Below are 23,522 nucleotides of genomic sequence, written 5' to 3' on the forward strand. Positions count from 1 at the left end.
GGGCCCGGATGCACGACGAAGTCGTGGCCCGGGCCGCCCGGTCAGGCGAGGTTGTGCCGCTGGTACGCCGGGGCTCGCTCCCCGCGCAGCGAGCGCCACATCCGCACGGCGTCGACGGTCGCCGCGACGTCGTGGGCACGGACCAGCGCGGCCCCGCGATCCAGGCACCACAGGGTCGCGGCCAGGCTGCCCGCCAGCCGCTGCGCGCGCGGGCGGTCCAGGGTCTCGCCGACGAAGTCCTTGTTGGACACCGCGGCGAGCCAGGGCGGCCCGACGGCGTTCAGCGCGTCGACGCCGCGCAGCAGCTCCAGGGTCTGCACGGTGGTCTTGTTCAGGTCCGGGCCCGGGTCGATCACCATCGCGGCGGGGTCGATGCCACCGGCGGCGGCGCGGGCGACCCGCTCGGCGAGGAATGCGGTCACCTCGGCGACGATGTCGCCGTAGCGTGGCGGCGCGGACAGGTGGGTACGCGGCGGGGCGAGGCAGTGGGTCAGGATCACCCCGGCGCCCGCCTCGGCGATCACGGGCGCCAGCTCCGGATCGGCCAGCCCGGAGGTGTCGTTGATCACCTGCGCCCCCGCCGCGAGCACCGCCGCGGCGACCTCGGGCCGGGTGGTGTCGACGCTGACGATCACCCCGGGCCGGCCGGCAAGCGCACGCACCACCGGGCGTACCCGATCGATCTCCTCGGCGGTCCCGACGGGCGCGGCATCCGGCGAGAACGGCACCCCGCCGATGTCGACCCAACCGGCGCCGGCGGCAATCGCCGCCTCGGCGGCCGCGACCGCCGCGTCCAGGGCGAAGGTCGCGCCGCGGTCGTGGAACGAGTCCGGGGTGCGGTTGACGATCGCCATCACCTGCGGCCCGGACGGCGTGGGATCGGGGGCGGGTGGCACGGCGCCGAGTCTAGGGTTTCGCCATGATCGAACTCGACTCCGCCGGCGCGCTCGACCGCGCGCGGCGGCTGGGCTCGGCCGGCGATCGGATCGTGCTCGGCCTGACCGGGCCGCCGGGGGCCGGCAAGTCGACGCTGGCCGCCCAACTGGCGGCCGGCGTGCCGGGCGCGGTGGTGGTCGGGATGGACGGGTTCCACCTGGCGGGTTCGGCGCTGGCCCGGCTGGGCCGCACCGAGCGCAAGGGCGCCATCGACACCTTCGACGCGGCGGGCTATGTCGCGCTGCTGGAACGCCTGCGGGCCGGGGGGCCCGACCCGGTCTGGGCGCCGGAGTTCCGCCGCGAGATCGAGGAGCCGATCGGGTCGGCGGTCGAGGTGGCCCCGGACTGCGCGTTGGTGATCACCGAGGGGAACTACCTGCTGGCGGCCGAGCCGCCGTGGCACCGGGTGGCGGAGCTGTGTCACGAGATCTGGTACCTCGATCTTGCCGAGGAGGTACGCCGGGACCGACTGACGGCGCGGCACCGGGCCTACGGCCGGTCCGCCGACGCGGCGCTGCGGCGTACCCTCGGCCCGGACCTGGTCAACGCCGAGGTGGTCGCCGCGACTCGGCCGCGGACGAGCGTGGTCGTCCGGCTCGGCTGACCTCCGCCGGGTCTTCGTCGCCGGCCCCCGGATGGGGCCGTCCCGAGCAGCCGCAGCTCTCCCGGTGCCGGATCTGACCGGGCAGCCGGACCGTCGTCGCGCGCCGCTCGGGATCGGCCAGCCGCGCCAGCAGAAGCTGGATCGCCTTGGCGCCGATGGCCGTCGAGGGCTGGGCGACCGTGGTCAGCGCGGGCCGCATGAAGTCGGCCCAGGTGAAGTCGTCGAAGCCGACCACGGCCATGTCGCCGGGCACGGACAGGCGACGCTCCCACAAGGTGTCGAGCAGGCCGACCAGCATCGCGTTGTTGGCGGCGAAGATCGCGGTCGGCGGCTCGGGCAGGTCGAGCAGGGCGGCCGCGGCCGCCCGACCACCGGTGGTGCTCGACTGGCCGCCGACCAGCAGGGCCTCGTCGACCGGTACGCCGAACCGCTCGTGCGCCGCCCGGTAGCCCGCCACCCGCTCGTCGGTGGTGGTCAGCCCGTCCAGTCCCGTGATCAGCCCGATCCGGCGGTGGTCGTGGGTGATCAGGTGGCCCACCAGTCCCTGGCTGCCTTCCAGGTTCTCCACCCCGACCTGGTCGTAGGGCGCGGGCTGCAGCCGGTCGACCAGCACCAGCGGGGTGTCGTGGGCGCGCAGCACGGGCAGCGAGTGCGCGGTCCAACCCGGGGACGGGGCCAGCACCAGCCCGGCGATCCGGTGCGCCAGCAGGTTCGCGACCATCCGCGCCTCGTGCTCGGCGTCGTCGCGAGTGTCGACGATCAACAGGTTGTATCCGTGTCGGCCCGCCTCGCGGTCGATGGCGTCGACGAGCGCGGCCCAGTACTCGCTGGAGACCGCGGTCATCGCCACCCCGATGCTCTGCGCATCGCCGGCCCGTAGCGAGCCCTCCGCCGGCGCCACGTAGCCGAGCTCGGCCATTGCGCGGCGGACCCGGTCCACCGTCCCGGGCGCCACCACGCGGGTGCCGTTGACGACATGGGAGACGGTGCTCACCGAGACGCCGGCCCGTTCGGCGACCCGTCGCATCGAAATCTGTCGGGCCATCGGTCCAGTGTGGCCCACCCGGGCCGCTACCGGGTCGGGACGGGGCAAATGGGCGCGGCAGGTCCGTCCACAGAACCTGCGAATCCCGCGCACACGTAACGGCGGCCCGCCGGGACGAATCCCGGCGAACCGCCGCTGAGCTCCCAACCGGGAGAGGTGGAGGTGGCGGGAATCGAACCCGCGTCCTCGAAGGGTGAACCAGGACTTCTCCGGGCGCAGCTGGTGTCAGCGTTTTCTTGGCCCCGGTGCTCGCGCCAGCACGTCACCGACAGGCCCAGTCGCAGTGAAGTCCCGATCAGCCCCTGCGACGCAGGCTGATCAGCAAGCCTTCTTGATGAGGCCAGGGTCCGGAGCGAAGGCTAACCCCGGTCTGACCCTTCGATCACTGCTCAGGCAGCGAGAGCGAAGTCAGTGCGCTTGGAATCGGCACTTGTTGGTTTCCAGGGAGCATCAACGAGTTGACCCTGGATCCTCGGCCCGCTTCTCCTGGGACTACCGCCCCGAGTCGAAACCGATCACCCCCTGTTGAGTTGTCACGACCGACGAGATCTCGCGCGAGGCGAGAACTCCCACCGATCGTCCATCCGGTGCAACACCGGAACGGCCCAGTCTAGTCCCGCTGGGACCGTGGCGTCACCCACGATTGCCGGGCCGACCCCACGGGGCGATGGTCCCACGGCAAATCCTTGGTAGACAGTGCGCATGAATCAGATCGTGGACTGGCTCGTCGGCCTGATGGACACCATCGGGCCGATGGGCGCCGGCCTCGCGGTGGCACTGGAGAACCTCTTCCCGCCCATCCCCAGCGAGGCGATCCTGCCGCTCGCCGGCTTCGCCGCCGCCCGGGGCAGCTTCAGCGTGCTCGAGGCGATCGTCTGGACCACCGCGGGCTCCGTCGTCGGGGCGTACCTGCTGTACGCCGTCGGGGCGGCCGTCGGCCGTGACCGGATGCGCTGGCTGGCGGCCAAGCTGCCGCTGGTCGATGTGGCCGATCTGGACAAGACCGAGGCCTGGTTCCACCGGCACGGCCCGAAGGCCGTGTTCTTCGGGCGGATGATCCCGATCTTTCGCAGCCTGATCTCCATTCCGGCCGGCATCACCCGGATGCCGCCCGTCCTGTTCGGCCTGCTCACTCTCGCGGGGTCGGCGATCTGGAACTCGGTCTTCGTGATCGCCGGCTACTACCTGGGCGCGAACTGGGCGGTCGTCGAGCAGTACGCCTCGATCTTCCAGAAGATCGTGATCGTGCTGGTCGCCGCGGCCGTCGTGATCTGGGTGGTACGCCGGATCCGCGCCCGCCACGGGCACCGCGCCGCCACGGAGGCACAGGCGCGCGACCAGGAGTTCTGAGCCGACCGCCCCGCGGGGCGAGGCCGACCCGCTAGGGTCGAGGCCATGAGCGAGAAGCCGGAAGTCGACTTTCCCGAAGGTCCCCCGCCCGCCGAGTTGGAGATCACCGATCTGATCGTCGGCGAGGGCGAGCAGGCCAAGCCGGGTGACATGGTCGAGGTGGACTACGTGGGCGTGGCGTACAGCTCCGGCGAGGAGTTCGATGCCAGCTACAACCGCGGCCAGCCGCTGCGTTTCGCGCTCGGCGCGGGACAGGTCATCACGGGCTGGGACCGCGGCCTGGAGGGGATGCGGGTCGGCGGCCGCCGCCGACTGGTGATCCCGCCCCAGCTCGCCTACGGCGACGCCGGCGCGGGCGGGGTGATCAAGCCGGGCGAGACCCTGATCTTCGTCTGCGACCTGCGGGGCGTGGGCTGAGCATCAGCGGCGACCGCCCACCGGGCCGCGCGCGGCTCACTTCTCGGTGAGCGGCTTCCACGGGATGACCCGCAGCAGCGGATTGGTCCAGTTCTCCCCCGCGAATGCCTTCACGGCGCCGATGACGGTCAGCGCGACCCAGGCGAACCAGGCCAGGGCGAGCAGAACATCGGGCACGAACCAGATGCCGAGCATCCCGAGGGCGAAGAACAGGGCCGATGAGAACAGCGTCCAGTTGAACGACTTCGCCGCCTCGCGTCGGGCATAGCTGCCGGGCGAGGACACGGCGTACACGAACGCCGGGCCGATGATCCAACTGACGAACGGCAGCAGGTGGGCGATACCGGCGGCGCCCTTCGCACCGGGCAGTTCGACGCTGTCGCGCGGTGGGGTCGGGCGGTACGCCGGGTGCGGCCCGAAGTACTGCGCGGTGACGGGCACCAGATCGGCGAAGGCGGCGTTCAGGTCGCCGCGGGTCCGGGCATTCAGCGTCCGGTCGATCCGCCGTTCGAACTCGTCCTCGTCGATCCGGCCCTGCGCATAGGCCTCCGACAGATACTGCTCCGCCCGTTCCCGCTCCAGATGGCCCACGCGCTGGTTCTGTCCGGCGTACTCGTTCATCGCACCCATGCCGACCATCCTGCCTCCGCCGAGGCGACCGACCCATCGGGCTGTGCCCCTATTCGACCCTCAATCGGGTCAGACCCTGGGCTTGCTCACCAGCTTCCGACGCTCGCACCGCCGCCACCGCCGCCGGAGAATCCCCCGCCGCCGAACGAGGAGCCGCCGCTGCCGAAGCCGCTGCCCGAGGAGGTGCTCGGGGGTGGCGGCGGGGGCGCGCTCGCGCTCTGCATGGAGCCCGCCAGCAGGCCGGCGTTGAAGTAGCCCCAGCCGGGCGAGCCGACATACCAGGTGGGCGTGTACTGCGGGATCACGCCGAGCTTCATGGCCTCCTCGCACACCCCCTGCCAGCGATCGGCAAGGTTGAACACGATGGCCCAGGGCAGGTAGCGGGAGAAGATGTCCTGACCCTCCTCGAACCTGAGCTGGCGGGCCTCCGCCGTTGCCAGATAGGTCCGGAAACCCTCGACCTGATCGGTAACCGCGCGACCCGCGGCGGTCCGTACGCCGCGGCCGAGCTTGTGGTTGATCACCATCACGGTGATCAACGGCGGTGCCAGCACCACGACGGCGAGGAAGCCGATCGGCCCGAGGAAGATCACGGCCGCGACCACCGCGAAGATCAACACCGCGATCCCGGCCAGCCCGCCCGCGCGCGGCGGGGTCTTGAACCAGCCGTGTCGGTGTACCTCACTGGTGATCACCGAATCCAGCGCCTGGCTCGGCCGATGCAGGGCGGCGGTGCGGCCCAGGTCGATGACATCGCCCACCCGCAGACCGGGGAACAGCGCGGGCAGGAAGGCGCGGTCCTCGGGGGTGGCCATCTTCGCCGGATCGACCAACTCGACGTCGTACTCGCGGGGGCCGGCAGCCCGGATGCGCACCGCCCCACGCACCGCCAGGTCGACCAGCGTGGCCGCGGTCTCCTCGCCGGTGATCTTGCCGTCGATGACATAACCGCCCTCGCCGACCGGGATCTTGGGCGGGGCGAAGGCGACCGGGATCTGGATCTTCGGATCTGTCGGGGCGACGGCGGCCGCGGCGCCGCCGGTGGGCACGGTGCCCGGAGGCAGCCCGACGAACCGCTCGTCGCGCCCGTTGCGGCGCCACCAGGCGCGACCGATCAGCGGCGAGCCGACGGCCACGACGGCGAAGGCCGCCCCGATCGCGCCGAGCCCGGTGAGCTGGCTCGGGGTCAGTTGGCTGCCGTCGGGCTCCCAGTGCGGCTGATTGTCCGCAACCAGGCCCTGGCCGATCATCACGCCGATGGTGATCCCGTCGCCGCCCGGCACCTCCCCGACGTCGAAGCGGGCGATGTCGTCGCCGTCGACCTGCGCCGGGCAGGTCTGCTTCGAGCCGGCCGCGCCGATGAAACAACTGGCGTCGCGGGCCCCGCCCGGCACCCGCGCACTGATCGTCAGGTCGCGGATCGGCGGTGCATCCGGATCCGGCGCGATGGCGTCCCAGTAGAACTCGTCGAAGGTGTCCTGCGGCCGGATCGCGCCCTCGACCTCGTAGGAGATGATGTAGGTCTCGGATCTGTCGACCGTGCGGTTCGGGTCGCCGATCCGGATCTGCTTGGTCCGGTCCCGGCCGCTGCCGAAGTCCTCCTCCGAGGTCTGGGTGGGCGCGCCGGTGGGACTCTCCACCCGGACGTTCTTGATCGGGAAGACCATGTCCTGGCCGGGCCGGTCGGGGTCGGGCTCGCGCGTGGTGATGTTGTAGAAGATGCCCCGGCGCTCGCCCGGGCCGAACTGGTAGTCGATGGTGGCCGTCACCGACACCACCCCGGAGTCGTTGACCACGTAGTCGATCGTGTAGGCGTTGATCACGTCGCCGTCGGCCGCGCGGGCGATGCCGGGGGTCAGCCCGAGCAGCGCCAGCATCGCGATCGCCGCCACGGCTGCAACACGGCGGGCCAGCATCCGCATCAGCGCCTCCCCCGCCCGGTCACGGCACGCTTGTTGCGTTGGGCCAGGGCCCGCTGCGCCTCTCGGTCGGCATCGCGCCTGGCGATCGTCTGCCGCTTGTCGAACTCGCGCTTGCCGGTTGCGACAGCGAGTTCGATCTTGGCGTACCCGTCGCTGAAATACAGCGACAGCGGCACCAGCGTCGTGCCCGAGGAGCCGAGCGCGCGCTCGAGCCGGGCGATCTCCTTGCGGTTCAGCAGCAGCTTGCGGGTACGCCGGGCCGTGTGGTTGGTCCAGGTGCCGTGGGAGTACTCGGGGATGTGCGCCGAGCGGAGCCAGACCTCGCCGTCGTCGACGGTGGCGAAGGCGTCGGCGAGCGATGCCCGGCCCTCCCGCAGTGACTTCACCTCGGTGCCGGTGAGCACCAGTCCCGCCTCGTAGGTGTCGCCGATCGCATAGTCGTGGCGCGCCTTCTTGTTCTGGGCGACCATCGTCTTGCCCTGTTCCCTCGGCATGGTCCCCATCATGCCCGGCGGGGGGCGCACGCCGAAGCGCCCGCCCCCGGGGATCGCCGGGGGCGGGCGCTTCTGGCGATCAGATCCGCACGCCGTTGCGGCCGAGCCAGGCGCGCGGGTCCTTTGCGGAGTAGACGCTGCCCGGGGTGGCGCCGCGCGGGTAGTACTCGAAGTGCAGGTGCGGCCCGGTGACGTTGCCGGTCGAGCCCGTGTAGCCGATCACGTCACCCTTCTTCACCACCTCGCCGCGCGAGGCCTTCTTGCGGCTCATGTGCGCATAGAGGGTGGACTCGCCGTTGCTGTGCCGCAGGATCACGTGGTTCCCGGCCCAGCCGCCGGCGCTCGAGCTCATCACCACGCCGTCCTTGGCCGCCCGGATCGGCGTACCCGTCCCGGTGCCGCCGAAGTCGAGCCCGGTGTGGTAGCGCGCCCACAGTCCGGTCTGGCCGAAGACGGCAGAGATCCGGTAGTCGCCCGGCGCGATCGGTGAGACCGCCGCGGCCCGGGAGGACTTGGTTGCGTTGCGGCTGTTCGACGACTTCGACTTCTTGGCGGGCTCGGCCTTCTTCTTGCCCGAGTCCTTCTCGTCGTCGTCCTTCTTGTCCTCGCGCTCGGACTTCGCCTTCTTCTCGGCCTCGGCCTTCTTCGCGGCCTCTTCCGCGCGCTTCTTCTCCTCGGCGCGCTTCTTTGCCGCAGCCTCGCGCTCCTTGCGCTCGGCCTCGGCCTTCCTCTTCTGCTCCGCTGCGTACTCGTCCAGCTTGCGCTGCGCGTCGGCCGACTCAGCCTCCATCTCGGCGACCCGGTTCTTGTCCTTCTGCACCTGGGCCGCGAGATCGGCCTCGGCCCGCTTGTTGGTGGCGACCAGATCGGCGATCGCGGACTCCTCGGCCTGCGCATCGGCCTCGAGCTGTTCCATGTCGGCGAGATTCGCGGCCGCCGCCCGGCGGTCCTCCTCGGCCTGCTCCTCGGCCTCGGCCTGCTTCTTCTTCGCCGCCTCCAGCTTGCGCTGGGCCTCGGACAGGGCGTCCATCTTCGCCTGGGCGGTGTCGAACATCGTGGTGGACCACTGCATCCGGGTCTGCAGGGTGCCGGCGGTGGTGCTGTCGACGACCATCGCCATCCCGACCAGGCCGTTCTGCTGCTGGTACTGGTCACGGACCACGTCGCCGATCAGCGCGCGCTGACGGTCCACCCGATCCTGGTTGGCGGCGACGGCGGCCTTTGCCTGTTCCAGCTTCTCCTGGGCCTCCGACAGCCGGATCGCCATCTGCTCGTCCCGCTCGCGGGCCTCGGCCAACTCACCCTGAATGCGTTCCAGCTCGTCGCGGGCCTGGCTCAGCCGCGAGCGCGCGTCGTCCAGTGCGGCCTGGGCATCGCTCAGGTCCACCGAGCTGTTGTCGAGGGTGTCGCGGGCCTTGCCCAGTTGCTGGTCGGCCTCCTTCTTGGCGTCCTCGGCGGGATTCGCCAGCGCGGTCGGCACGGCGAGCCCGAAGCTCAGGGCCGCGGCCGCGAGCACCGCGGCGAGACGTCGGGGCATCCGGCGATCGGCGCCAACCAACCGGGGTCGGCTGTGCGTCCGGTGTGCCGCGGGGGGAAGTTCCCGGTCCACTGTCATCTCCCAATCCGTTCGGTGACATCGCGGCTGATCGGGTCAGACCCGAGTCAGACGCGAAGGTACCTTCGCGTTGCTATGAGCGTCGGAATTATTGACAACAGCAGTCCCACGAGTGCAACCCCCAAACAGGCCCACAGCACGTGTTGCGGGCCGATCCAGGGTGAAGCCTGAATCAAGACTTGAACCTTTTCGGTGATGAGGAAGTAAACCCCTGCGGCCAATGTGACGCATGCGAGACCCGCGCCGACCACGGCCGCCAGCAGGGCCTCGAGCAGGAACGGCAACATGATGTAGAGGTTGGACGCCCCGACCAGCCGCATGATGCCGATGTCGCGGCGGCGGGCGAAGGCCGCGACCCGGACCATGTTGCCGATCTGCAGCGCGGCGGCCACCAGCAACAACACCGATGCGATGATCGCGCCCCACTGCAGGACCCCGAGCCACTCGAACAACGGGTCCAGCACCTCGTGCAGGTCGCGTACCGCCTGCACCCCCGGCAGCCCCTCGACCGCCGTGACCACGCCCCGGTACTCCTCGGGATTGACCAGCTTGATCCGGAACGACTCCTGCATGTCCTCCGGCCGCAGGGTGTCCTGGATCGGGCTGCCCTCGAATGCGCGCCGGAACTCCTCGTAGGCCATCTCCTTGGTCTCGAAGTAGACCTCGGCCACCTCGGAGTTGGAACGCAGGGTCTGCTCGATGGTCTGGCGCTGCGCATCCGTCACGTTCTCGCCCTGCGTGCAGTTGGGCCCGACGGAGGCCTGGTTGCACAAGAAGACCGAGATCTCGATCTTGTCGTACCAGCGGTCCTTCATCAGGTCGACCTGCTGGTTGGCGAGCAGGCCGGCACCGAACAGGGTCAGCGACACCCACATCGTCACGATCACCGCGATGGTCATCGTGAGGTTGCGGCGCAGACCCGACAGGGTCTCGGAGAAGGTGTGGCGCATCAGCGGTCCTGGGGGTTCCGGGGGGCGGTCAGGCGGACGATCGGTGACTCACTGGGTGCCATAGACACCCCGGCTCTGGTCGCGGATCAGCTCCCCGTCGTCGAGTTCGATCACCCGCTTGCGCATCTGGTCGACGATCGTCGAGTCGTGGGTGGCCATCAGCACCGTGGTGTCGGAGCGGTTGATCCGATCGAGCAGCTTCATGATCCCGACGCTGGTCCCCGGGTCGAGATTGCCGGTCGGCTCGTCGGCGATCAGGATCTTGGGGCGGTTGACGAAGGCCCGCGCGATCGCCACGCGCTGCTGCTCCCCACCCGACAACTCCTCCACCAGCCGGTCGGCCTTGCCCGCCAGGCCGACCATCTCCAGCGTCTCCGGCACCACCTTGCGGATATGGGAGGTGGACTTACCGATCACCCGCTGGGCGAATGCCACGTTCTCCGCGACCGTCTGGCCGGGTCGCAGCCGGAAGTCCTGGAAGACCGTTCCGATCTCGCGGCGCAGCTTCGGCACCTTCCAGCGCGGCAACTGTCCGAGCTCGCGCCCGGCGACCCAGACCTGGCCCGAGCTCGCCTGGTACTCCCGCAGCACCAGCCGCAGGAACGTCGACTTGCCGGAGCCGGAGGTCCCGACCAGGAAGACGAACTCGCCCTTGTCGATGTCCACCGAGACATTGCGCAGCGCCGGACGGCGCTGACCGTCATAGGTCTTGGTGACGTTGTCGAATCGGATCACGGTGTTGCCCTCGGCCGGCTAGACGAAGACCCCGGCCGATCGCACGCCACAGCGCCCGGGCCGGCAGGGGAAACGGCCGTGGTCAGTCTAGGCACAGACTCAACGAAATCTCAGGATTGGTACGCCCGGCGCGCCCGGGCCGCTCACACCTCGGTCACCGCGACCCCCGGCACCAGGCCGGCCGCGGCGACGGCGTCGGCGGGCAACTGCCAGACATATTCGTTCTTCAGCTTCCGGCCGTCGGCGGCGAAGGGGCCGGTGCGGAACTCATAGGCCGCGAGCGTCGGCCAGATCCGCGGCGCGGCGGTCCGGCACGCCTGGCGCAGGTCGCCGTTGCGCTCCAGCAGCGCCGCGAAGACGTCGCGCGCCCAGGCCGCCGTCGTCTGCTCATCGGCCCGCCGACCCTCCTCCAACTGCAGCGCGATCTGCAGCCGGCGATCGGCATTGGCGTCTTCGTAGCTGATCAATCGGTGGTTGTGCACCGCGTCGATCAGGTCGTCGTGGGAATTCAGCACGTCGCGCACCTCGTCGGGGGTGACCACCGCACCGTTGAAGTCGACCGACAGGTCGGATCGTCCGTAGAGGAAGAGCACCGGCAGGTCGGTCCGCAGGCCGTCCAGCAGCGCGGCGTGCCCGAGCCGCCGCAACACCGGCGCCAGCTCGCGGATGGTCGTGACGTGGCCGCGGTCGTGGATGTTGTAGCGGATCCGCGGGCTGATGTTCTCCGGGCGGGTGATGGTGACCAGCAGCTCGCCCGCCTGGTTGGTCTCCAGCAGGTAGTCATAGGGGTTGTACTGGAAGATCATCGGCATCACGCCGTATTCCTCGCTGCGCGAGATCGCGGCCGCCAGCTCGGGATCGGCCAGCAGCGCGCGGCGCAGCGCGATCGTGAAATCTGACTCGATGCCGAGATTGATCTCCAGATCCGAGGCGCCGTAGGAACCGACCACGGCACCGAAGGTGCCGAGCAGGTGATCACGCATCGACTCGCTCATCCCCTCCCCGCCGAAGCCGGCCATCACGTCGTGGGCGGACAGGTCGATCCGGTCGTCGTCGGCGAGCTCCTTGAGGAAGGGCGGATAGCTCAGCAGCAGATAGGTGTAGCCCGTGCCGAACTCACGGATCGTGGAGATGATCTTGTCCCGGTCCGGGCCGATCGACTTGATGATCGCCACATCGGTCAGCGAGGCGCTGATGTTCATCCCGGTCGCCCAGGCACCGAGCGAGAATGCATTCAGGATGAAGATCGGCTTCTCGGCCGCGGCAGTGGTGCCGCGGAACCCGATCTGCAGCAGGGTGCGCACGGCATTGCGCTCGGCGGGCCCGCGCACCCAACTGGTCGGCGTACCCGTGCTGCCGGAGGACTCGTCGACCACCACACCGCGCGTCGGCAGCCGGCCGTCCAGACAGCGCTCCTGCACGCTCCAGCGCTTGATGTAGCTGGCCTTGTCCATCTCGGGCACCCCGGCCAGCGTCGGCGGTTCGCCGTCGACCGCGCCCGGCGCGATCCCTTGTTCGGCGAGGAACTCCCGGTACGCCGGGACCCGCCGCGCGGCGTTGTCATAGGCGAGCCAGGCGCGGTAGCGCCCCAGCTCGGCACGCACCGGCGCCAGGCCGCGGGCGAAGAGCGCGGTGTGCACACCCTGGTTGCGGACGAGCTGCTTCATCGCCAGATCCTGGGCCCCGAGCAGCGCCCGCAGGGCCAGCCGCCGTCCGCGTTCGGTGCGTGGTTCGGTCATGACTGCTCCTCGATGATCATGCTGGCGACCGGGCGGCGGTGGCTGCGGGGCGGGGTGGCGCTGCGGCCCAGGCGGAAGAGCATCCAGGCCATCTCCCCGTCGTCCTCGCGAGCACCCACGAGCTCGGCGAACCGGCGGTGCGATGTCGGGTTGGTGATCACCGTGCCGTAGGGATGCAGCCAGATCCCGTGCGCGGTGAGCGCCAGCCAGACCTCCAGGAAGCAACGCCCGGCGCCGACATAGTCCGCCAGGGTGGCGAACGGCCCTTCGAGCCAGCCCACCTGCGCCACTCCGGTCATGGTGCGCAGATAGAGGTGACGGATCGCCGGGCCGATCACCGGGGCCTGCCACAACCAGCGGTTCCGGAAGGCCAGCCGCAGCGCCGGGCCGGGCATCAGCAGGGTTTCCGCGCTCAGTCCGTCACCGGTGGCGGCCGCCTCCCGCCGGGAGAACCGCAGCCAGTCCATCAGCTCGCGGTAGACGGCATCGCGGCGAAGATCGTCGAACAGCGTCTCCGCGTTCACCTCGATGATCTTGTCCACCACCGCGCGCTCGGCGCTGGTGCGGAAACGGTAGCCGTGCCGCGCGGCCAGCTCGGTGACCTCGGCGATCACCGCCGGCGGAACCGGCGTGGAGTCGTAGGGGCGACGCGAGGTACGCCGCCGCCGCAACTGCCGCAGACCGTCGCGGGCCCGCTCGTCGGCGGGCCGGCGGACCAGTCGGAGCCGGGCGAACGGATGCTGGCGGCGCGGGTCGGCGAAATCCATCTCGGCCAGCTCGAGCTCGGACTCCACGGCGTACCCGTGACCGGCCGCGGCCACCTCGAGATGGGCGAGGAAGACGCCCATGCAGACGAATCCGAACGGTACGCCGAAGTCCTCAGCGGGCAGGCCCCGCCGCTTGTCGTAGTATGCGATCGCCGAGTGCGGGCCGGTCAGGGCCAGCGTGATCGGTTGGGAGTTGTGCGGCGAGGGGTAGCGGTGGGCATCGGCAAGGATCGCGTCCCACGCACCGGCGGCTGACTGCACGCCTGGAGGCTAGGCCCGGCGGGGGTCACGCGTCGACGGTCTCGCTCTGCTTGCGCCACCGGATCCCGGCGTCGATGAACCCGTCGATCGCCCCGTCGAAGACGGCGTCGGGATTGCCCTCCTCGTGCTCGGTGCGCAGGTCCTTGACCATCTGGTAGGGCTGCAGGACATAGGACCGCATCTGCGCGCCCCAGGAGTTGCCGCCGTCGCTCTTCAGCGCGTTCAGCTCGGCCTCGCGGTCCTGGCGCGCCTTCTCCAGCAGGCGCGCCTGGAGCACCCGCAGCGCGGCCGCCTTGTTCTGCAACTGCGACTTCTCGTTCTGGCACGACACCACGATCCCGGTCGGCAGGTGCGTCAGGCGTACCGCCGAATCGGTGGTGTTCACGCTCTGCCCGCCCGGGCCCGAGGACCGGAACACGTCGACCCGCAGGTCCGCCTCGGGGATGTCGATGTGGTCGGTCTCCTCGGTGACCGGCAACACCTCGACGCCGGCGAAGGAGGTCTGCCGGCGGCCCTGGTTGTCGAACGGGCTGATCCGGACCAGCCGGTGGGTGCCCTGTTCGACGCTCAGCGTGCCGTACGCGAACGGCGCCTTGACCTGGAAGGTGGCGGACTTGATGCCCGCCTCCTCGGCATAGGAGGTGTCGAAGACCTCGGTGCCGTAGCCGTGCCGCTCCGCCCAGCGCAGGTACATCCGCATCAGCATCGAGGCGAAGTCGGCAGCGTCCACTCCCCCGGCCTCCGCGCGGATGGTGACCATCGCCTCGCGCGGGTCGTACTCGCCCGACAGCAGGGTACGCACCTCCAGCGCCTCGATCGCCGCGCGCAGCGCCGCGGTCTCCCGGGTGGCCTCGGCGAGCGAGTCGGCATCACCCTCCTCGCCGGCCAGCTCGACCAGCACGGCCGCATCGTCCAGGCGCTGGCGCAGTCCGGCCACCCGCTCCACCTCGCCCTGCAACTGCGAGAGCCGCGACGTCACCCGCTGGGCGTTCTCCTGGTCGTCCCACAGGTCCGGCGCGGCGACCTGCCCCTCGAGGTCGGCGATCTCCGCCCGCTTCGCCGCGGGATCGACGACGGCCTCGATCGAGGTCAGCGCCTTGTCGAGCTCGGTCAGGGTCTCGGAGATGTCTTCTGCCACAACGGGCAATGCTATCGCGCGCGGCCGCCGGCGGGCCGCGGCTCGATTGTTACCCGAACCGGCGGTAATCGTTTTCCGATCTGGCACTTGCTCGGCATCGGTGGGGCCCGCGACGCTGTACCTGCGCCAAAGGAGGCAACCGATGACCACGCAGACCGCAGGCCCGCCGGAGGCCGCGCCGAGGGACAAGGTGATGGAGCTGGACGCCGCCATCGCGGCCCATGTCCACGACGGCGACACCATCTGCCCGGAGGGTTTCGGCCACCTGATCCCGTTCGCCGCGGCGCACGAGATCATCCGCCAGGGCCGCCGCGGGCTGACGCTGGTCCGGATGACGCCGGACCTGATCGCGGACCAGTTGATCGCGGCCGACTGCGTCGACCGGCTCGTCGCGTCCTTCTTCGCCAGCGGCTCGGCCGGCTCGCTGCACGAGGTACGCCGGCGCATCCAGCACCACGACCCACGCCCGCTGGAGGTCGAGGAGTGGACCCACGGCCAGATGGCCGCGCGCTACTCCGCCGGCGCGACCGGCGCGCCGTTCCTGCCGGTGCACTCCGGCGTCGGCTCGGACCTGTTCGAGGTGAACCCGATGCTGCGCAGCGTCGAGGATCCCTACGGCGGCGGCCGGGTGGCGGTGGTGCCGCCGATCAGGCCCGATGTCACGATCCTCCACGCCCAGCGCGCCGACCGGCTGGGCAACGTGCAGCTGTGGGGCATCACCGGTATCCAGCCGGAGGCCGCCTACGCCGGTCGGCGCACGATCGTCACCGTCGAGGAGATCGTCGAGCCCGAGGTCGTGCGCAGCGACCCCAACCGGACGCTGATCCCGGCCCACGCCGTCACCGCGGTGGTGCCGGTCCCCCGCGGCGCGCACCCGTCGTACGTGCAGGGCTACTACCAGCGCGACAACGCCTTCTACCGCGAGTGGGAGGCGATCTCGAAGGATCGCTCGCGGCTGCTCGCCTGGCTCGACGAGTGGGTGCACGGCGTGGTGGACCGGGCGGCGTACGTGCAGCGACTCGGCGAGGAGCGCTGGGCGAGCGTGCGGCTCGACCCGCGGCCGGCGGCGCCGGTCGACTACGGGCGTACCCCCCGGAACGGGGGCGCGGCATGAGCACGAAGGTCGGGCCGGAGTTCCTGGCCACCGTCGCCTCGCGCGAACTGGCGGGCGAGCACCGCGTCTTCGCCGGGATCGGCCTGCCCACGCTGGCCGTCGATCTCGCCAAGCGCACGATCAATCCCGACCTCGAGCTGATCTATGAGTCCGGGGTGTGCGGCGCGCACCCGGAGACGATGGCCGAGGGCATCGCCGACTTCACGCTGGTCTCCGGGGCGGAGTCGGTGATCGGCATCCCGGCTCTGTTCGGCGCCGTGCTCGGCGGCGGCTATGTCGACGTGGGCTTCCTCGGTGCGGCGCAGATCGACCGCTACGGCTCGCTGAACACCACCGTGATCGGCGACTGGGCCAAGCCGCGGGTACGCCTGCCCGGCGCGGGTGGCGCCGCGGACGTGATGGCGAACTCGCGCCGGGTGATCGTGGTGATCCGCCGCCACGACCCCGACGCGATGCCGGCCGAGCTCGACTTCTGCACCTCGGCCAGCCCGGTCCGCGCGCGCGAGGCCGCGGAGCGCGAGGGCTTCGCGCTGCCCCAGGGGGCCGGCGTGAGCACGGTGATCACCCCGCTCGGCGTGCTGCGCCGCCCGGACCGCTTCGCCGAGCTCGAGCTGGCCAGCGTGCACCCGGGCGTCGACCCCGACGACGTGGTGCGCGCCACCGGCTGGCCGCTCCGGGTCGCCGCCGACCTGACCGAGACCACCCCGCCGACCGACGAGGACGTGCGGCTGCTCCGCGAGGAGATCGACACCGTGCGGCTCTACCTGCGCTGAGGGCCCGGGCGGCCCGCCGCGGTCAGGCGGGCCCGGGCCGATCGGCGGAAGCGAGCGCCTCCTCCACCCGGGCCAGCCAGTCGCCGGCCAGCGCGTCGAAGACGCCCGCCTGCTCGATCTGCAGGTTGTGGCCGGCGCGGTCGAGCGCGGCGAAGGTGGTACGCGGCCAGCCGCGGGTGAGCGCGAACTGGTCGGCGTACCCGACGACGGCGTCCTGCCGGGCGGTCACGACGAGCCCCGGGCCGGCGTACGCGGGCACCGAGCCCTCCCACGCACCGCGATACGCAGCCGCGATGCGCGCGAGGACGTCCTGATCCCCGCTGTCGATGCCCGCCTGGACCTCCAGGGCGGTGCGGACGAAGGTCTCGGGCGTCCGGACCACGCCGAGCGAGAACGCCGAGCCGTCGACGATCTCGATCCCCTCGGCGCGCTCCGCGATCACGCGATGCTCGGGGAGGTCTCGCGCGGCGGCGTCGGCGAGCACCGCCGGCGCGACGAGGCACACGCCGGCGTACCGCTCGGGCTCGGCGGCGAGCAGGCCCTGGGCGAGGTAGCCGCCGTAGGACTGCCCGGCCAGCGCGACCACCCCGCTCGGCACCAGCCGCCCCAACGCTGCCGAGACGACGGCGAGGACGTCGTCGGTGCCGGACAACTCCGCGGTCGCGGTGCTCAGACCGTGGCCCGGCAGGTCGAGGTAGAGCCGCCGCCAGCCCGGGTGCCGGGCGAACACCGGCTCGAACGCGCCGGTCATCAGCCGGTGATCGCAGGTGAATCCGTGCAGCGCCACGACGGTGCCGAGCTGTTCGCCGGTCGCGGGGAGATCGAGGTAGTGCACGCGGGAGAGCGGAAGATCGAGGAAGGGCATGGCCACATTGTTCTGCGTCGCGGCCGGGCCGCGCTCCCGGTCCGCGCCTCGACCCTGCGGCGCCGGATCGGCGACGGTCAGCGGTCCCGGGGCGCGGCGGCGGCCGGATCGGCGAGATCGGCGCTCAGCGCGAGCACCCGGCGCAGCGCCGGATTGGGATCGGCCTCGCGCCAGACGAGCTGGGTGGGTGAGGCCTCGACGTCGTCGGCGAGCGGGACGACCACGATCCCGTCGCGGCCCATCGCGTCCAGCGCGAGATCGGTGTTCAGCGTGATCCCCACACCCGAGGCGACGAGCGCGATCTTGCTCCAGGTGTCGGGCGCCTCCTGCACGATCCGGGGCACGAAGCCGCGGTCGGCGGCCAGCCGGACGAACTCCTCGCGCAGCACCGAGCCGGCCGACGGCGGGAAGGCCACCCACGGCTCCTCGGCGAGCTCGGCCATCGCCAGCTCAGCCCGCCCGGCGAGCGGATGGGAGTCGGGCAGTACGACCACGAACCGGCCGCGGCGCATCGGCCTGGCGGCCATCCCGGGCGGCGGCCCCGGCGTCATCAGGAGCGCCAGGTCGAGCCGGCCGGCGAGGATCAGGCCGACCGCCTCGGCGCCATACGTGTGGGACTGCAGCACGAGGTCGATCCCCGGGTGACGGTTGCGCACGGCCCGGGCGAGCCGGCTGATCAGGTGCTGCGTGGACGGGCCGGTGAAACTGATCCGGACGGTGCCGACCTCGCCCTCCCCGGCCGAGCGGACCGCCAGCCGGGCGGCGTCCAGCGCGGCGAGCACCGCTCGCGCGGGCTCGACCAGGGCCGCGCCCTGAGCGGTCAGCGAGACCCGCCGGGTGGTCCGATCGAAGAGCTGGGCGCCCACCCCGCGCTCGAGCTGGCGGATCATCCGGCTGAGCGGCGGCTGGGCGATGTGCAGCCGCTCGGCGGCGCGGCCGAAGTGCAGTTCCTCGGCGACCGCGAGGAACGCGCGGAGCTGGGCGACGTCCATCCCGCCGATGCTCGCACAGTTTGATGCTCGGTGAGTATCAATTCCATGGCATTTTCCAGCTTGACGGTTAGCAATCGGCCGACGGAGGATCGGACCCGTCAACGGAGGGGATGGTCGATGGAGACGGCGGAGTTCGATGCGGTGCTCGCGACGGTTCGCGACCTGCTCGACTCCGAGGTGATCCCCGCCGAGCGTGAGATCGAGGAGACCGACCGGGTTCCCGATCGGCTGCGCCGCAAGGCCGCCGACATGGGCCTGTTCGGCTACGCACTGCCGGAGCGCCACGGCGGCCTGGACCTTTCGATGACCGAGGAGGTGCGGCTCGCCATCGAGCTGGGCCGCGGCCCGATCGCCTTCCGTTCGATGTTCGGGACCAACAACGGGATCGCAGGCCAGGTGCTGGTCAACTTCGGCACGCCGCAACAGCAGGAGCGCTGGCTGCCGGGGATGGCGGCTGGCGAGGTGATCGGCGCCTTCGCGCTGACCGAGCCCGAGGCCGGCTCCGACCCGTCCGGCCTGACCACCAAGGCGGTGCGCGACGGCGACGGCTATCTGATCAACGGGGCCAAGCGGTTCATCACCAATGCCGATGTCGCCGACGTGTTCCTGGTGTTCGCGCGCACCGGCGATCCCGCCGACGGCAACCGCTCCATCTCGGTCTTCGCGGTCCCCCGCGACACCCCGGGCCTGTCGGTCGGGCCGTCGGACCAGAAGATGGGCCAGCGCGGCGCGCACACCGCCGAGGTCTGGTTCGACTCCGTCCGGGTCGGCGCGGACGCATTGGTCGGCGGCCGCGAGAACGACGGCTTCGCCGCGGCCATGCGCTCGCTGGCCAAGGGCCGGTTGCACATGGCTGGCATCGCGGTCGGCATGGCGGACCGGCTGATCGAGGAGTCCACGCGGCACGCACTGGTGACCCGGCAGGGCGGTACGCCGATCGCCGACTTCCAGCTCGTCCAGGCGATGCTCGCCGACTGCGCGACCGAGGCATACGCCGGCCGGGCGATGGTGCTGGCCGCCGCCCGCGAGTTCGATGCCGGCACCGACACGCGGCTGGCGCCGTCCGCGGCGAAGCTGTGGTGCACCGAGATGGCCGGACGGGTGGCCGACCGGGCGGTGCAGATCCACGGCGGCTCCGGCTATCTGCGCGAGTCGGCCGCAGAACGCTTCTACCGCGACGCCCGGCTGCTGCGCCTCTACGAGGGCACCAGCGAGATCCAGCGCGTGATCGTGGCTCGCCAACTGCTGCGCCGCCACGCCGAACCGAAGGGAAGATCGTGACCAACCCCGAGATCGTGATCGCCGCGCCCTACCGCACACCGGTCGGTGGTTTCGGCGGGAGCCTGCGGCCCGTCTCGGCCGCCGACCTGGCGAGCGGGCTGCTGCGCGGGCTGATCGAGCGCACGGAGCTCGACCCGGCCGAGGTGGACGAGGTGATCCTCGGCAACTGCAACCCGACCAACGAGGCGCCGGCGATCGGGCGGGTGGTGGCGCTCGACGCCGGCCTGCCGATCACCACGACCGGGCAGCAACTGGACCGCAGATGTGGCTCGGGGTTGCAGGCGATTCTCACGGCCGCGGGACAGATCGCGACCGGCGGTTCCCGTCTGGTGCTGGCGGGCGGCACGGAGTCCATGAGCAATGCGCCGTTCTACACCCTCGACATGCGTTGGGGTACGCGCGCCGGCGACACCACGATGCGCGACGGGCTGGGCCGCGGGCGGGTGACCGCGGGCGGGAAGAACTTCCCCGTGCCGGGCGGAATGTTGGAGACGGCGGAGAACCTGCGGCGCGAGTACCGGATCAGCCGCGAGGCGCAGGACGAGCTCGCGCTCGAATCGCACCGACGCGCGGTCGCCGCCCAGCGCGCCGGCCTGTTCGACGACGAGATCATTCCCGTCCGCTTCGCCACCCGCAAGGGCGAGGTCACGGTCGAGATCGACGAGCACCCGCGCGCGGACGCCTCGCTGGAGGCGCTGGCCAAGCTGCGCCCGATCCTGCTCGCCGACGACCCCGAGGCGACGGTCACCGCCGGCAACGCCAGCGGCCAGAACGACGCCGCGGCGCTGGTGATCGTGACGACGCGCGAGCATGCCGAGCGTCTCGGGTTGCAGCCGCTGGCGCGGCTGGTCTCCTGGGCCGTGGCGGGGGTCGAGCCCGCTCGGATGGGGATCGGTCCGGTCCCGGCCACCGCCGCCGCGCTGGAACGAGCCGGGCTCGGTCTGGCCGACATCGACCTGATCGAGTTGAACGAGGCGTTCGCGGCACAGGCACTCGCGGTGATGACCGAGTGGGGTTTCACCGAGACCGACCGCGAGCGCACCAATGTGCACGGTTCGGGCATCTCGCTCGGACACCCGGTCGGCGCCACCGGGGCCCGGATGACCGGTCACCTGGCGCGCGAACTCAACCGGACGGGCGCTCGCCGTGGTCTGGTTACGATGTGCATCGGAGGCGGACAAGGCCTCGCAGCGATCTTCGAAAGGGTGGAGTGACGGATGGTACGCAAGATCAACTCGGCGGAGGAGCTGGAGGCGCTGGCCGGTGCGGAGCTCGGCACCAGCGACTGGGTGGAGGTGACCCAGGAGCGGATCAATCAGTTCGCCGACGCCACCGGTGATCACCAGTGGATCCACGTCGACATCGAGCGGGCGAATGCCGGCCCGTTCGGTGGGCCGATCGCACACGGCTTCCTCACCCTTTCCATGATCCCGGTGCTGGGCGCACAGATCAGCGCCATCGACTTCGGCTCGGCGAAGATCAATTACGGGCTGAACAAGGTGCGCTTCATGACCCCGGTCCCGGCCGGTGGCCGGATCCGCGCCCACGCTCGCGCCGCAGAGGTGAATCGGCTGGAGAAGGGCATCCAGTTGATCACCGAATACACCATCGAGCTGGAAGGCAGCGATCGCCCGGCCTGTGTGGCCGAGATGATCATGCTGATCATTCCCTGACGCTGCGCTCCGTCACTGCTCACGGGCGGTGATGCAGACATCGACCTCGAGCTCGCGGGCCGTCGCCCCGAGCGCCGCGGCCGCCCGGCGCTGGGCTTCGGCGACCACCTCGATCGGTACCTGCCCGGCGGCGACGACCACGTCGGCGTTGACGATGGCGCGGCCATTGACGACCCGCAGGTCGACCTCGACCGTCTCACCGTCCCCGAGGGCCTTTCGGGCGAGCCCGCGCAGCACGGCGCGCGGATTCGGGTGCAGCCGGACCACGCCGGGCGTCGCGCGCAACTCGTCGGCGATCAGGTCGGCAAGCGCCCCCGGGTCCAACTCACTCGTCGTCATGGACGTCCTCCACGCTCAGATCGACCACCGCTCCCGGTAGTCCCAGATCGCGCTCCAGCCGGGCGATGACCGCCGCCCGGATCCGCTCGACCAGCCCGGGGCTCAACTCACGGGCGGCGACCGAGAGGCCGATCCGCAGCCGCAGCGGCTCCCCGGGCTCGGCCAGCCCGCCCACCGTGCACCCGCGGGGTCGGACCCCGGCGATGGTCGAGGCGCCGTCACGGGCGAGCTGGGCGATCGCGGCCTCGCGAATCCGGATCTCGCCGAACTCGGTCCGCCGCAGCGGCAACCGCCGGCCACCCCGCAGCTCCGAGCGGACCACGTGCATGATCGACGCCTTCACCGCCACGTCCAGGTGCTGCTCCGGATCGGAATCCGCGCTGTCGCGCCACTGCGCCGCCACTTCGTGAATCTCACGCAGACTCTCCCGGGCCCGGCCACATTCCGGGCAGTCCCGCTCGTGCTCGTCGGGCGGTCGGTCCAGGCCGGCCCACACCTGTTCGAGCGTGCGCCCGCAGGCGAGCGTGCCGGCGGCATCGGCCGTCCGAGGTGCCCTCATCTCCATTCGGCCATTCCTTTCGCCAGCGACGCGCGGGCGCGGGCGAGTTGCCCGCGTACGCCGCCCTCCGTCGTCCGGACGATGCGCGCGATCTCGGCGCAACCGAACCCGTCCAGCTCGCGCAGGATCCAGCACGCACGCTGATTCGGCGGCAGCTCGCGGACCAGCACCGCGAGCGCCTGCCACTGTGCCCCGTGCACGGCCGCGCCCTCCGGCCCGGGGCCGTCCGCGGCCTCGGCGTCGAGCAGGGTACGCCCGGCCGGATCCGGCGCATCGAGCGACTCCGGTGCCGGCGTCCGCGCACGCTGACGCAACTGGTCGAGGCAGCGGTGAGTGGCGCCGCGGTAGAGCCATGCCCGGAAGTGCGCGGGCTCGTTCAACTGGTCCAGGCGGCGCCACGTCGCGACCAGGCTGTCCTGGGTGACGTCCTCGGCCTCCGCGCGATCGCCGAGCATCCGCAGCGCGTGCCGGAAGATCGGCCCCTGGTAGCGATCCACCAGCGCCTCGAATGCGGCCACATCGCCATCCCGCGACCGGGCCACCAGCGTTGCGTCGTCCTGCCCGGCGAGCGGATCTCCGGGCTCGGTTCGTGCATCAGGCGCGGACGCCTCACGCACGGGTGACGATGTCGACACGGCCCCAAATATGCCACGATCCGCTCCCCGAAGGTTTTGTGACATAGATCACACGCATCGGCGCGTGAGGATTCCCGCGTACCGGCGTCTTCAACAGTGCAAGCCCAACGGTTGCGGAAAGGAACCCATCATGACCAACCCGACCACCAAGTCCACCGACAAGCCCGCCGGCACGAGCACCTCCACCGGCGGCAACGAGGTCGCGCGTGCCGAGTCCAAGCAGCTCGACGCTCTGCACACCGAGCAGGGCGACACCACGATCGCCGATCAGGTCGTCGCCAAGCTGGCCGGCCTCGCTGCCCGCGAGGTCGAGGGCGTCTACGCCATGGGCAATGCGGCGCGCCGCACCCTGAACGCCATCGCCGAGCGCATCCCCGGCTCGCAGACCAATGTCACCGGCGGGGTGAGCGTCGAGAAGGGCGAGCGCCAGGCCGCGGTCGACATGACCATCATCACCGAGTACGGCTACCCGATCGCCGATGTCGCACAGAACCTGCGCGACGCCGTGATCAAGGCCGTCGAGTTCGGCACCGGCCTCGAGGTGATCGAGGTCAACATCAACGTCACCGACGTGCAGCTCCCGGAGGACGCCAGCGACGACTCCGCCGGCAACGGCGGTGGCGACAAGAAGGACCGTCCGGAACTGCAGTGACCTGCGGGCCGGCCTGAGGGCGTGCCGGGGCACGAA

The 23,522-nt window shown here is 71.1% G+C and carries 25 protein-coding genes and 1 other RNA gene; 9 read left to right on the plus strand and 17 right to left on the minus strand.

The features are described 5' to 3' along the window. Positions 1–41 precede the first annotated feature (41 nt). Positions 42–896, minus strand: coding sequence for a dihydropteroate synthase (folP, locus tag GGQ54_RS02045; protein ID WP_218843617.1), 855 nt, complete (start codon positions 894–896; stop codon positions 42–44). A gap of 23 nt (positions 897–919) precedes the next feature. Between folP and GGQ54_RS02050 the strand changes: the two genes are divergently transcribed. Further along, complete coding sequence (locus GGQ54_RS02050; protein ID WP_179443875.1) at positions 920–1,540, plus strand: nucleoside/nucleotide kinase family protein; 621 nt, start codon at positions 920–922, stop codon at positions 1,538–1,540. Here the strand turns inward: GGQ54_RS02050 and GGQ54_RS02055 are convergent. Then, entirely contained in the window at positions 1,479–2,585 is a 1,107-nt protein-coding gene (locus GGQ54_RS02055; protein ID WP_218843619.1) for a LacI family DNA-binding transcriptional regulator, read from the minus strand. The two genes, GGQ54_RS02050 and GGQ54_RS02055, sit on opposite strands and share 62 nt — an antisense overlap. A gap of 154 nt (positions 2,586–2,739) precedes the next feature. Then, positions 2,740–3,108, minus strand: a transfer-messenger RNA (tmRNA) gene (ssrA, locus tag GGQ54_RS02060). 179 nt (positions 3,109–3,287) lie between these two features. On the opposite strand from ssrA, the gene GGQ54_RS02065 reads away from it, so the two are divergent. Together GGQ54_RS02065 and GGQ54_RS02070 are read left to right on the plus strand one after the other, a co-directional pair. After that, positions 3,288–3,935 carry a DedA family protein gene (locus GGQ54_RS02065; RefSeq protein ID WP_179443876.1) on the plus strand — a complete coding sequence of 216 codons (648 nt, stop codon included), beginning with the start codon at positions 3,288–3,290 and terminating at the stop codon, positions 3,933–3,935. A gap of 45 nt (positions 3,936–3,980) precedes the next feature. Next, positions 3,981–4,352, plus strand: coding sequence for an FKBP-type peptidyl-prolyl cis-trans isomerase (locus GGQ54_RS02070; protein ID WP_179443877.1), 372 nt, complete (start codon positions 3,981–3,983; stop codon positions 4,350–4,352). A gap of 36 nt (positions 4,353–4,388) precedes the next feature. Here GGQ54_RS02070 and GGQ54_RS02075 read toward each other — a convergent pair whose 3' ends face one another. From GGQ54_RS02075 to prfB, 9 genes are all read right to left on the minus strand, one after another. Next, the gene (locus GGQ54_RS02075; RefSeq protein ID WP_179443878.1) at positions 4,389–4,982 is read right to left on the minus strand and encodes a DUF1707 and DUF4870 domain-containing protein; all 594 of its coding nucleotides are present in this window, start codon (positions 4,980–4,982) and stop codon (positions 4,389–4,391) included. 86 nt (positions 4,983–5,068) lie between these two features. After that, positions 5,069–6,904 carry a DUF2207 domain-containing protein gene (locus GGQ54_RS02080; protein WP_179443879.1) on the minus strand — a complete coding sequence of 612 codons (1,836 nt, stop codon included), beginning with the start codon at positions 6,902–6,904 and terminating at the stop codon, positions 5,069–5,071. After that, positions 6,904–7,398, minus strand: a complete 495-nt coding sequence (gene smpB / locus GGQ54_RS02085; protein WP_179443880.1) for an SsrA-binding protein SmpB — start codon at positions 7,396–7,398, stop codon at positions 6,904–6,906. The genes GGQ54_RS02080 and smpB overlap by 1 nt, the downstream gene beginning before the upstream one ends. A gap of 79 nt (positions 7,399–7,477) precedes the next feature. Beyond that, positions 7,478–8,935, minus strand: coding sequence for a M23 family metallopeptidase (locus GGQ54_RS02090; RefSeq protein ID WP_179443881.1), 1,458 nt, complete (start codon positions 8,933–8,935; stop codon positions 7,478–7,480). Positions 8,936–9,060: 125 nt separating this feature from the next. Then, entirely contained in the window at positions 9,061–9,963 is a 903-nt protein-coding gene (gene ftsX, locus GGQ54_RS02095; RefSeq protein WP_179443882.1) for a permease-like cell division protein FtsX, read from the minus strand. 48 nt (positions 9,964–10,011) lie between these two features. Next, on the minus strand, positions 10,012–10,698 hold the full coding sequence (gene ftsE / locus GGQ54_RS02100) for a cell division ATP-binding protein FtsE (RefSeq protein WP_179443883.1): 687 nt from the start codon (positions 10,696–10,698) through the stop codon (positions 10,012–10,014). Between the two features lie 143 nt (positions 10,699–10,841). Further along, positions 10,842–12,437: a phenylacetate--CoA ligase family protein gene (locus GGQ54_RS02105; protein WP_179443884.1), complete on the minus strand. Its 1,596-nt coding sequence runs from the start codon at positions 12,435–12,437 to the stop codon at positions 10,842–10,844. Next, on the minus strand, positions 12,434–13,465 hold the full coding sequence (locus GGQ54_RS02110) for a nitroreductase family protein (protein WP_179443885.1): 1,032 nt from the start codon (positions 13,463–13,465) through the stop codon (positions 12,434–12,436). The genes GGQ54_RS02105 and GGQ54_RS02110 overlap by 4 nt, the downstream gene beginning before the upstream one ends. Before the next feature lie 25 nt (positions 13,466–13,490). Then, entirely contained in the window at positions 13,491–14,603 is a 1,113-nt protein-coding gene (gene prfB / locus GGQ54_RS02115) for a peptide chain release factor 2 (RefSeq protein WP_425487390.1), read from the minus strand. Between the two features lie 142 nt (positions 14,604–14,745). Here prfB and GGQ54_RS02120 point away from each other — a divergent pair, with 142 nt between their 5' ends. Next, positions 14,746–15,717 carry a CoA transferase subunit A gene (locus GGQ54_RS02120; RefSeq protein ID WP_179443887.1) on the plus strand — a complete coding sequence of 324 codons (972 nt, stop codon included), beginning with the start codon at positions 14,746–14,748 and terminating at the stop codon, positions 15,715–15,717. Continuing rightward, positions 15,714–16,490: a CoA-transferase subunit beta gene (locus GGQ54_RS02125; protein ID WP_179443888.1), complete on the plus strand. Its 777-nt coding sequence runs from the start codon at positions 15,714–15,716 to the stop codon at positions 16,488–16,490. The genes GGQ54_RS02120 and GGQ54_RS02125 overlap by 4 nt, the downstream gene beginning before the upstream one ends. A 22-nt stretch (positions 16,491–16,512) precedes the next feature. On the opposite strand, the gene GGQ54_RS02130 is transcribed toward GGQ54_RS02125, so the two are convergent. Together GGQ54_RS02130 and GGQ54_RS02135 are read right to left on the minus strand one after the other, a co-directional pair. After that, on the minus strand, positions 16,513–17,355 hold the full coding sequence (locus GGQ54_RS02130) for an alpha/beta fold hydrolase (RefSeq protein WP_179443889.1): 843 nt from the start codon (positions 17,353–17,355) through the stop codon (positions 16,513–16,515). 77 nt (positions 17,356–17,432) lie between these two features. Then, the gene (locus GGQ54_RS02135; protein WP_179443890.1) at positions 17,433–18,347 is read right to left on the minus strand and encodes a LysR family transcriptional regulator; all 915 of its coding nucleotides are present in this window, start codon (positions 18,345–18,347) and stop codon (positions 17,433–17,435) included. 117 nt (positions 18,348–18,464) lie between these two features. On the opposite strand from GGQ54_RS02135, the gene GGQ54_RS02140 reads away from it, so the two are divergent. From GGQ54_RS02140 to GGQ54_RS02150, 3 genes are read left to right on the plus strand one after another with little or no spacing between them, the layout of a single operon-like run. Beyond that, positions 18,465–19,628, plus strand: a complete 1,164-nt coding sequence (locus GGQ54_RS02140; RefSeq protein ID WP_179443891.1) for an acyl-CoA dehydrogenase family protein — start codon at positions 18,465–18,467, stop codon at positions 19,626–19,628. Next, positions 19,625–20,842 carry an acetyl-CoA C-acetyltransferase gene (locus GGQ54_RS02145; protein WP_343045825.1) on the plus strand — a complete coding sequence of 406 codons (1,218 nt, stop codon included), beginning with the start codon at positions 19,625–19,627 and terminating at the stop codon, positions 20,840–20,842. The genes GGQ54_RS02140 and GGQ54_RS02145 overlap by 4 nt, the downstream gene beginning before the upstream one ends. 3 nt (positions 20,843–20,845) lie before the next feature. Further along, positions 20,846–21,301: a MaoC family dehydratase gene (locus tag GGQ54_RS02150; RefSeq protein ID WP_179443892.1), complete on the plus strand. Its 456-nt coding sequence runs from the start codon at positions 20,846–20,848 to the stop codon at positions 21,299–21,301. Between the two features lie 12 nt (positions 21,302–21,313). Here GGQ54_RS02150 and GGQ54_RS02155 read toward each other — a convergent pair whose 3' ends face one another. The 3 genes from GGQ54_RS02155 to GGQ54_RS02165 are packed head-to-tail and all read right to left on the minus strand — an operon-like array spanning position 21,314 to position 22,717. After that, positions 21,314–21,640: a hypothetical protein gene (locus GGQ54_RS02155; RefSeq protein ID WP_179443893.1), complete on the minus strand. Its 327-nt coding sequence runs from the start codon at positions 21,638–21,640 to the stop codon at positions 21,314–21,316. Next, a complete protein-coding gene (locus tag GGQ54_RS02160; protein ID WP_179443894.1) occupies positions 21,627–22,205 on the minus strand; it encodes a hypothetical protein in 579 nt (192 codons plus the stop codon). Before GGQ54_RS02160 ends, GGQ54_RS02155 begins: the two co-directional genes overlap by 14 nt. Next, on the minus strand, positions 22,196–22,717 hold the full coding sequence (locus tag GGQ54_RS02165; protein ID WP_218843621.1) for a sigma-70 family RNA polymerase sigma factor: 522 nt from the start codon (positions 22,715–22,717) through the stop codon (positions 22,196–22,198). Before GGQ54_RS02165 ends, GGQ54_RS02160 begins: the two co-directional genes overlap by 10 nt. A 247-nt stretch (positions 22,718–22,964) precedes the next feature. Between GGQ54_RS02165 and GGQ54_RS02170 the strand changes: the two genes are divergently transcribed. Next, entirely contained in the window at positions 22,965–23,486 is a 522-nt protein-coding gene (locus tag GGQ54_RS02170) for an Asp23/Gls24 family envelope stress response protein (protein ID WP_179443896.1), read from the plus strand. Positions 23,487–23,522: the final 36 nt, after the last annotated feature.

It is taken from the genome of Naumannella cuiyingiana (assembly GCF_013408305.1).
In the GTDB taxonomy this organism is placed as follows: Bacteria; Actinomycetota; Actinomycetes; order Propionibacteriales; family Propionibacteriaceae; genus Naumannella; species Naumannella cuiyingiana.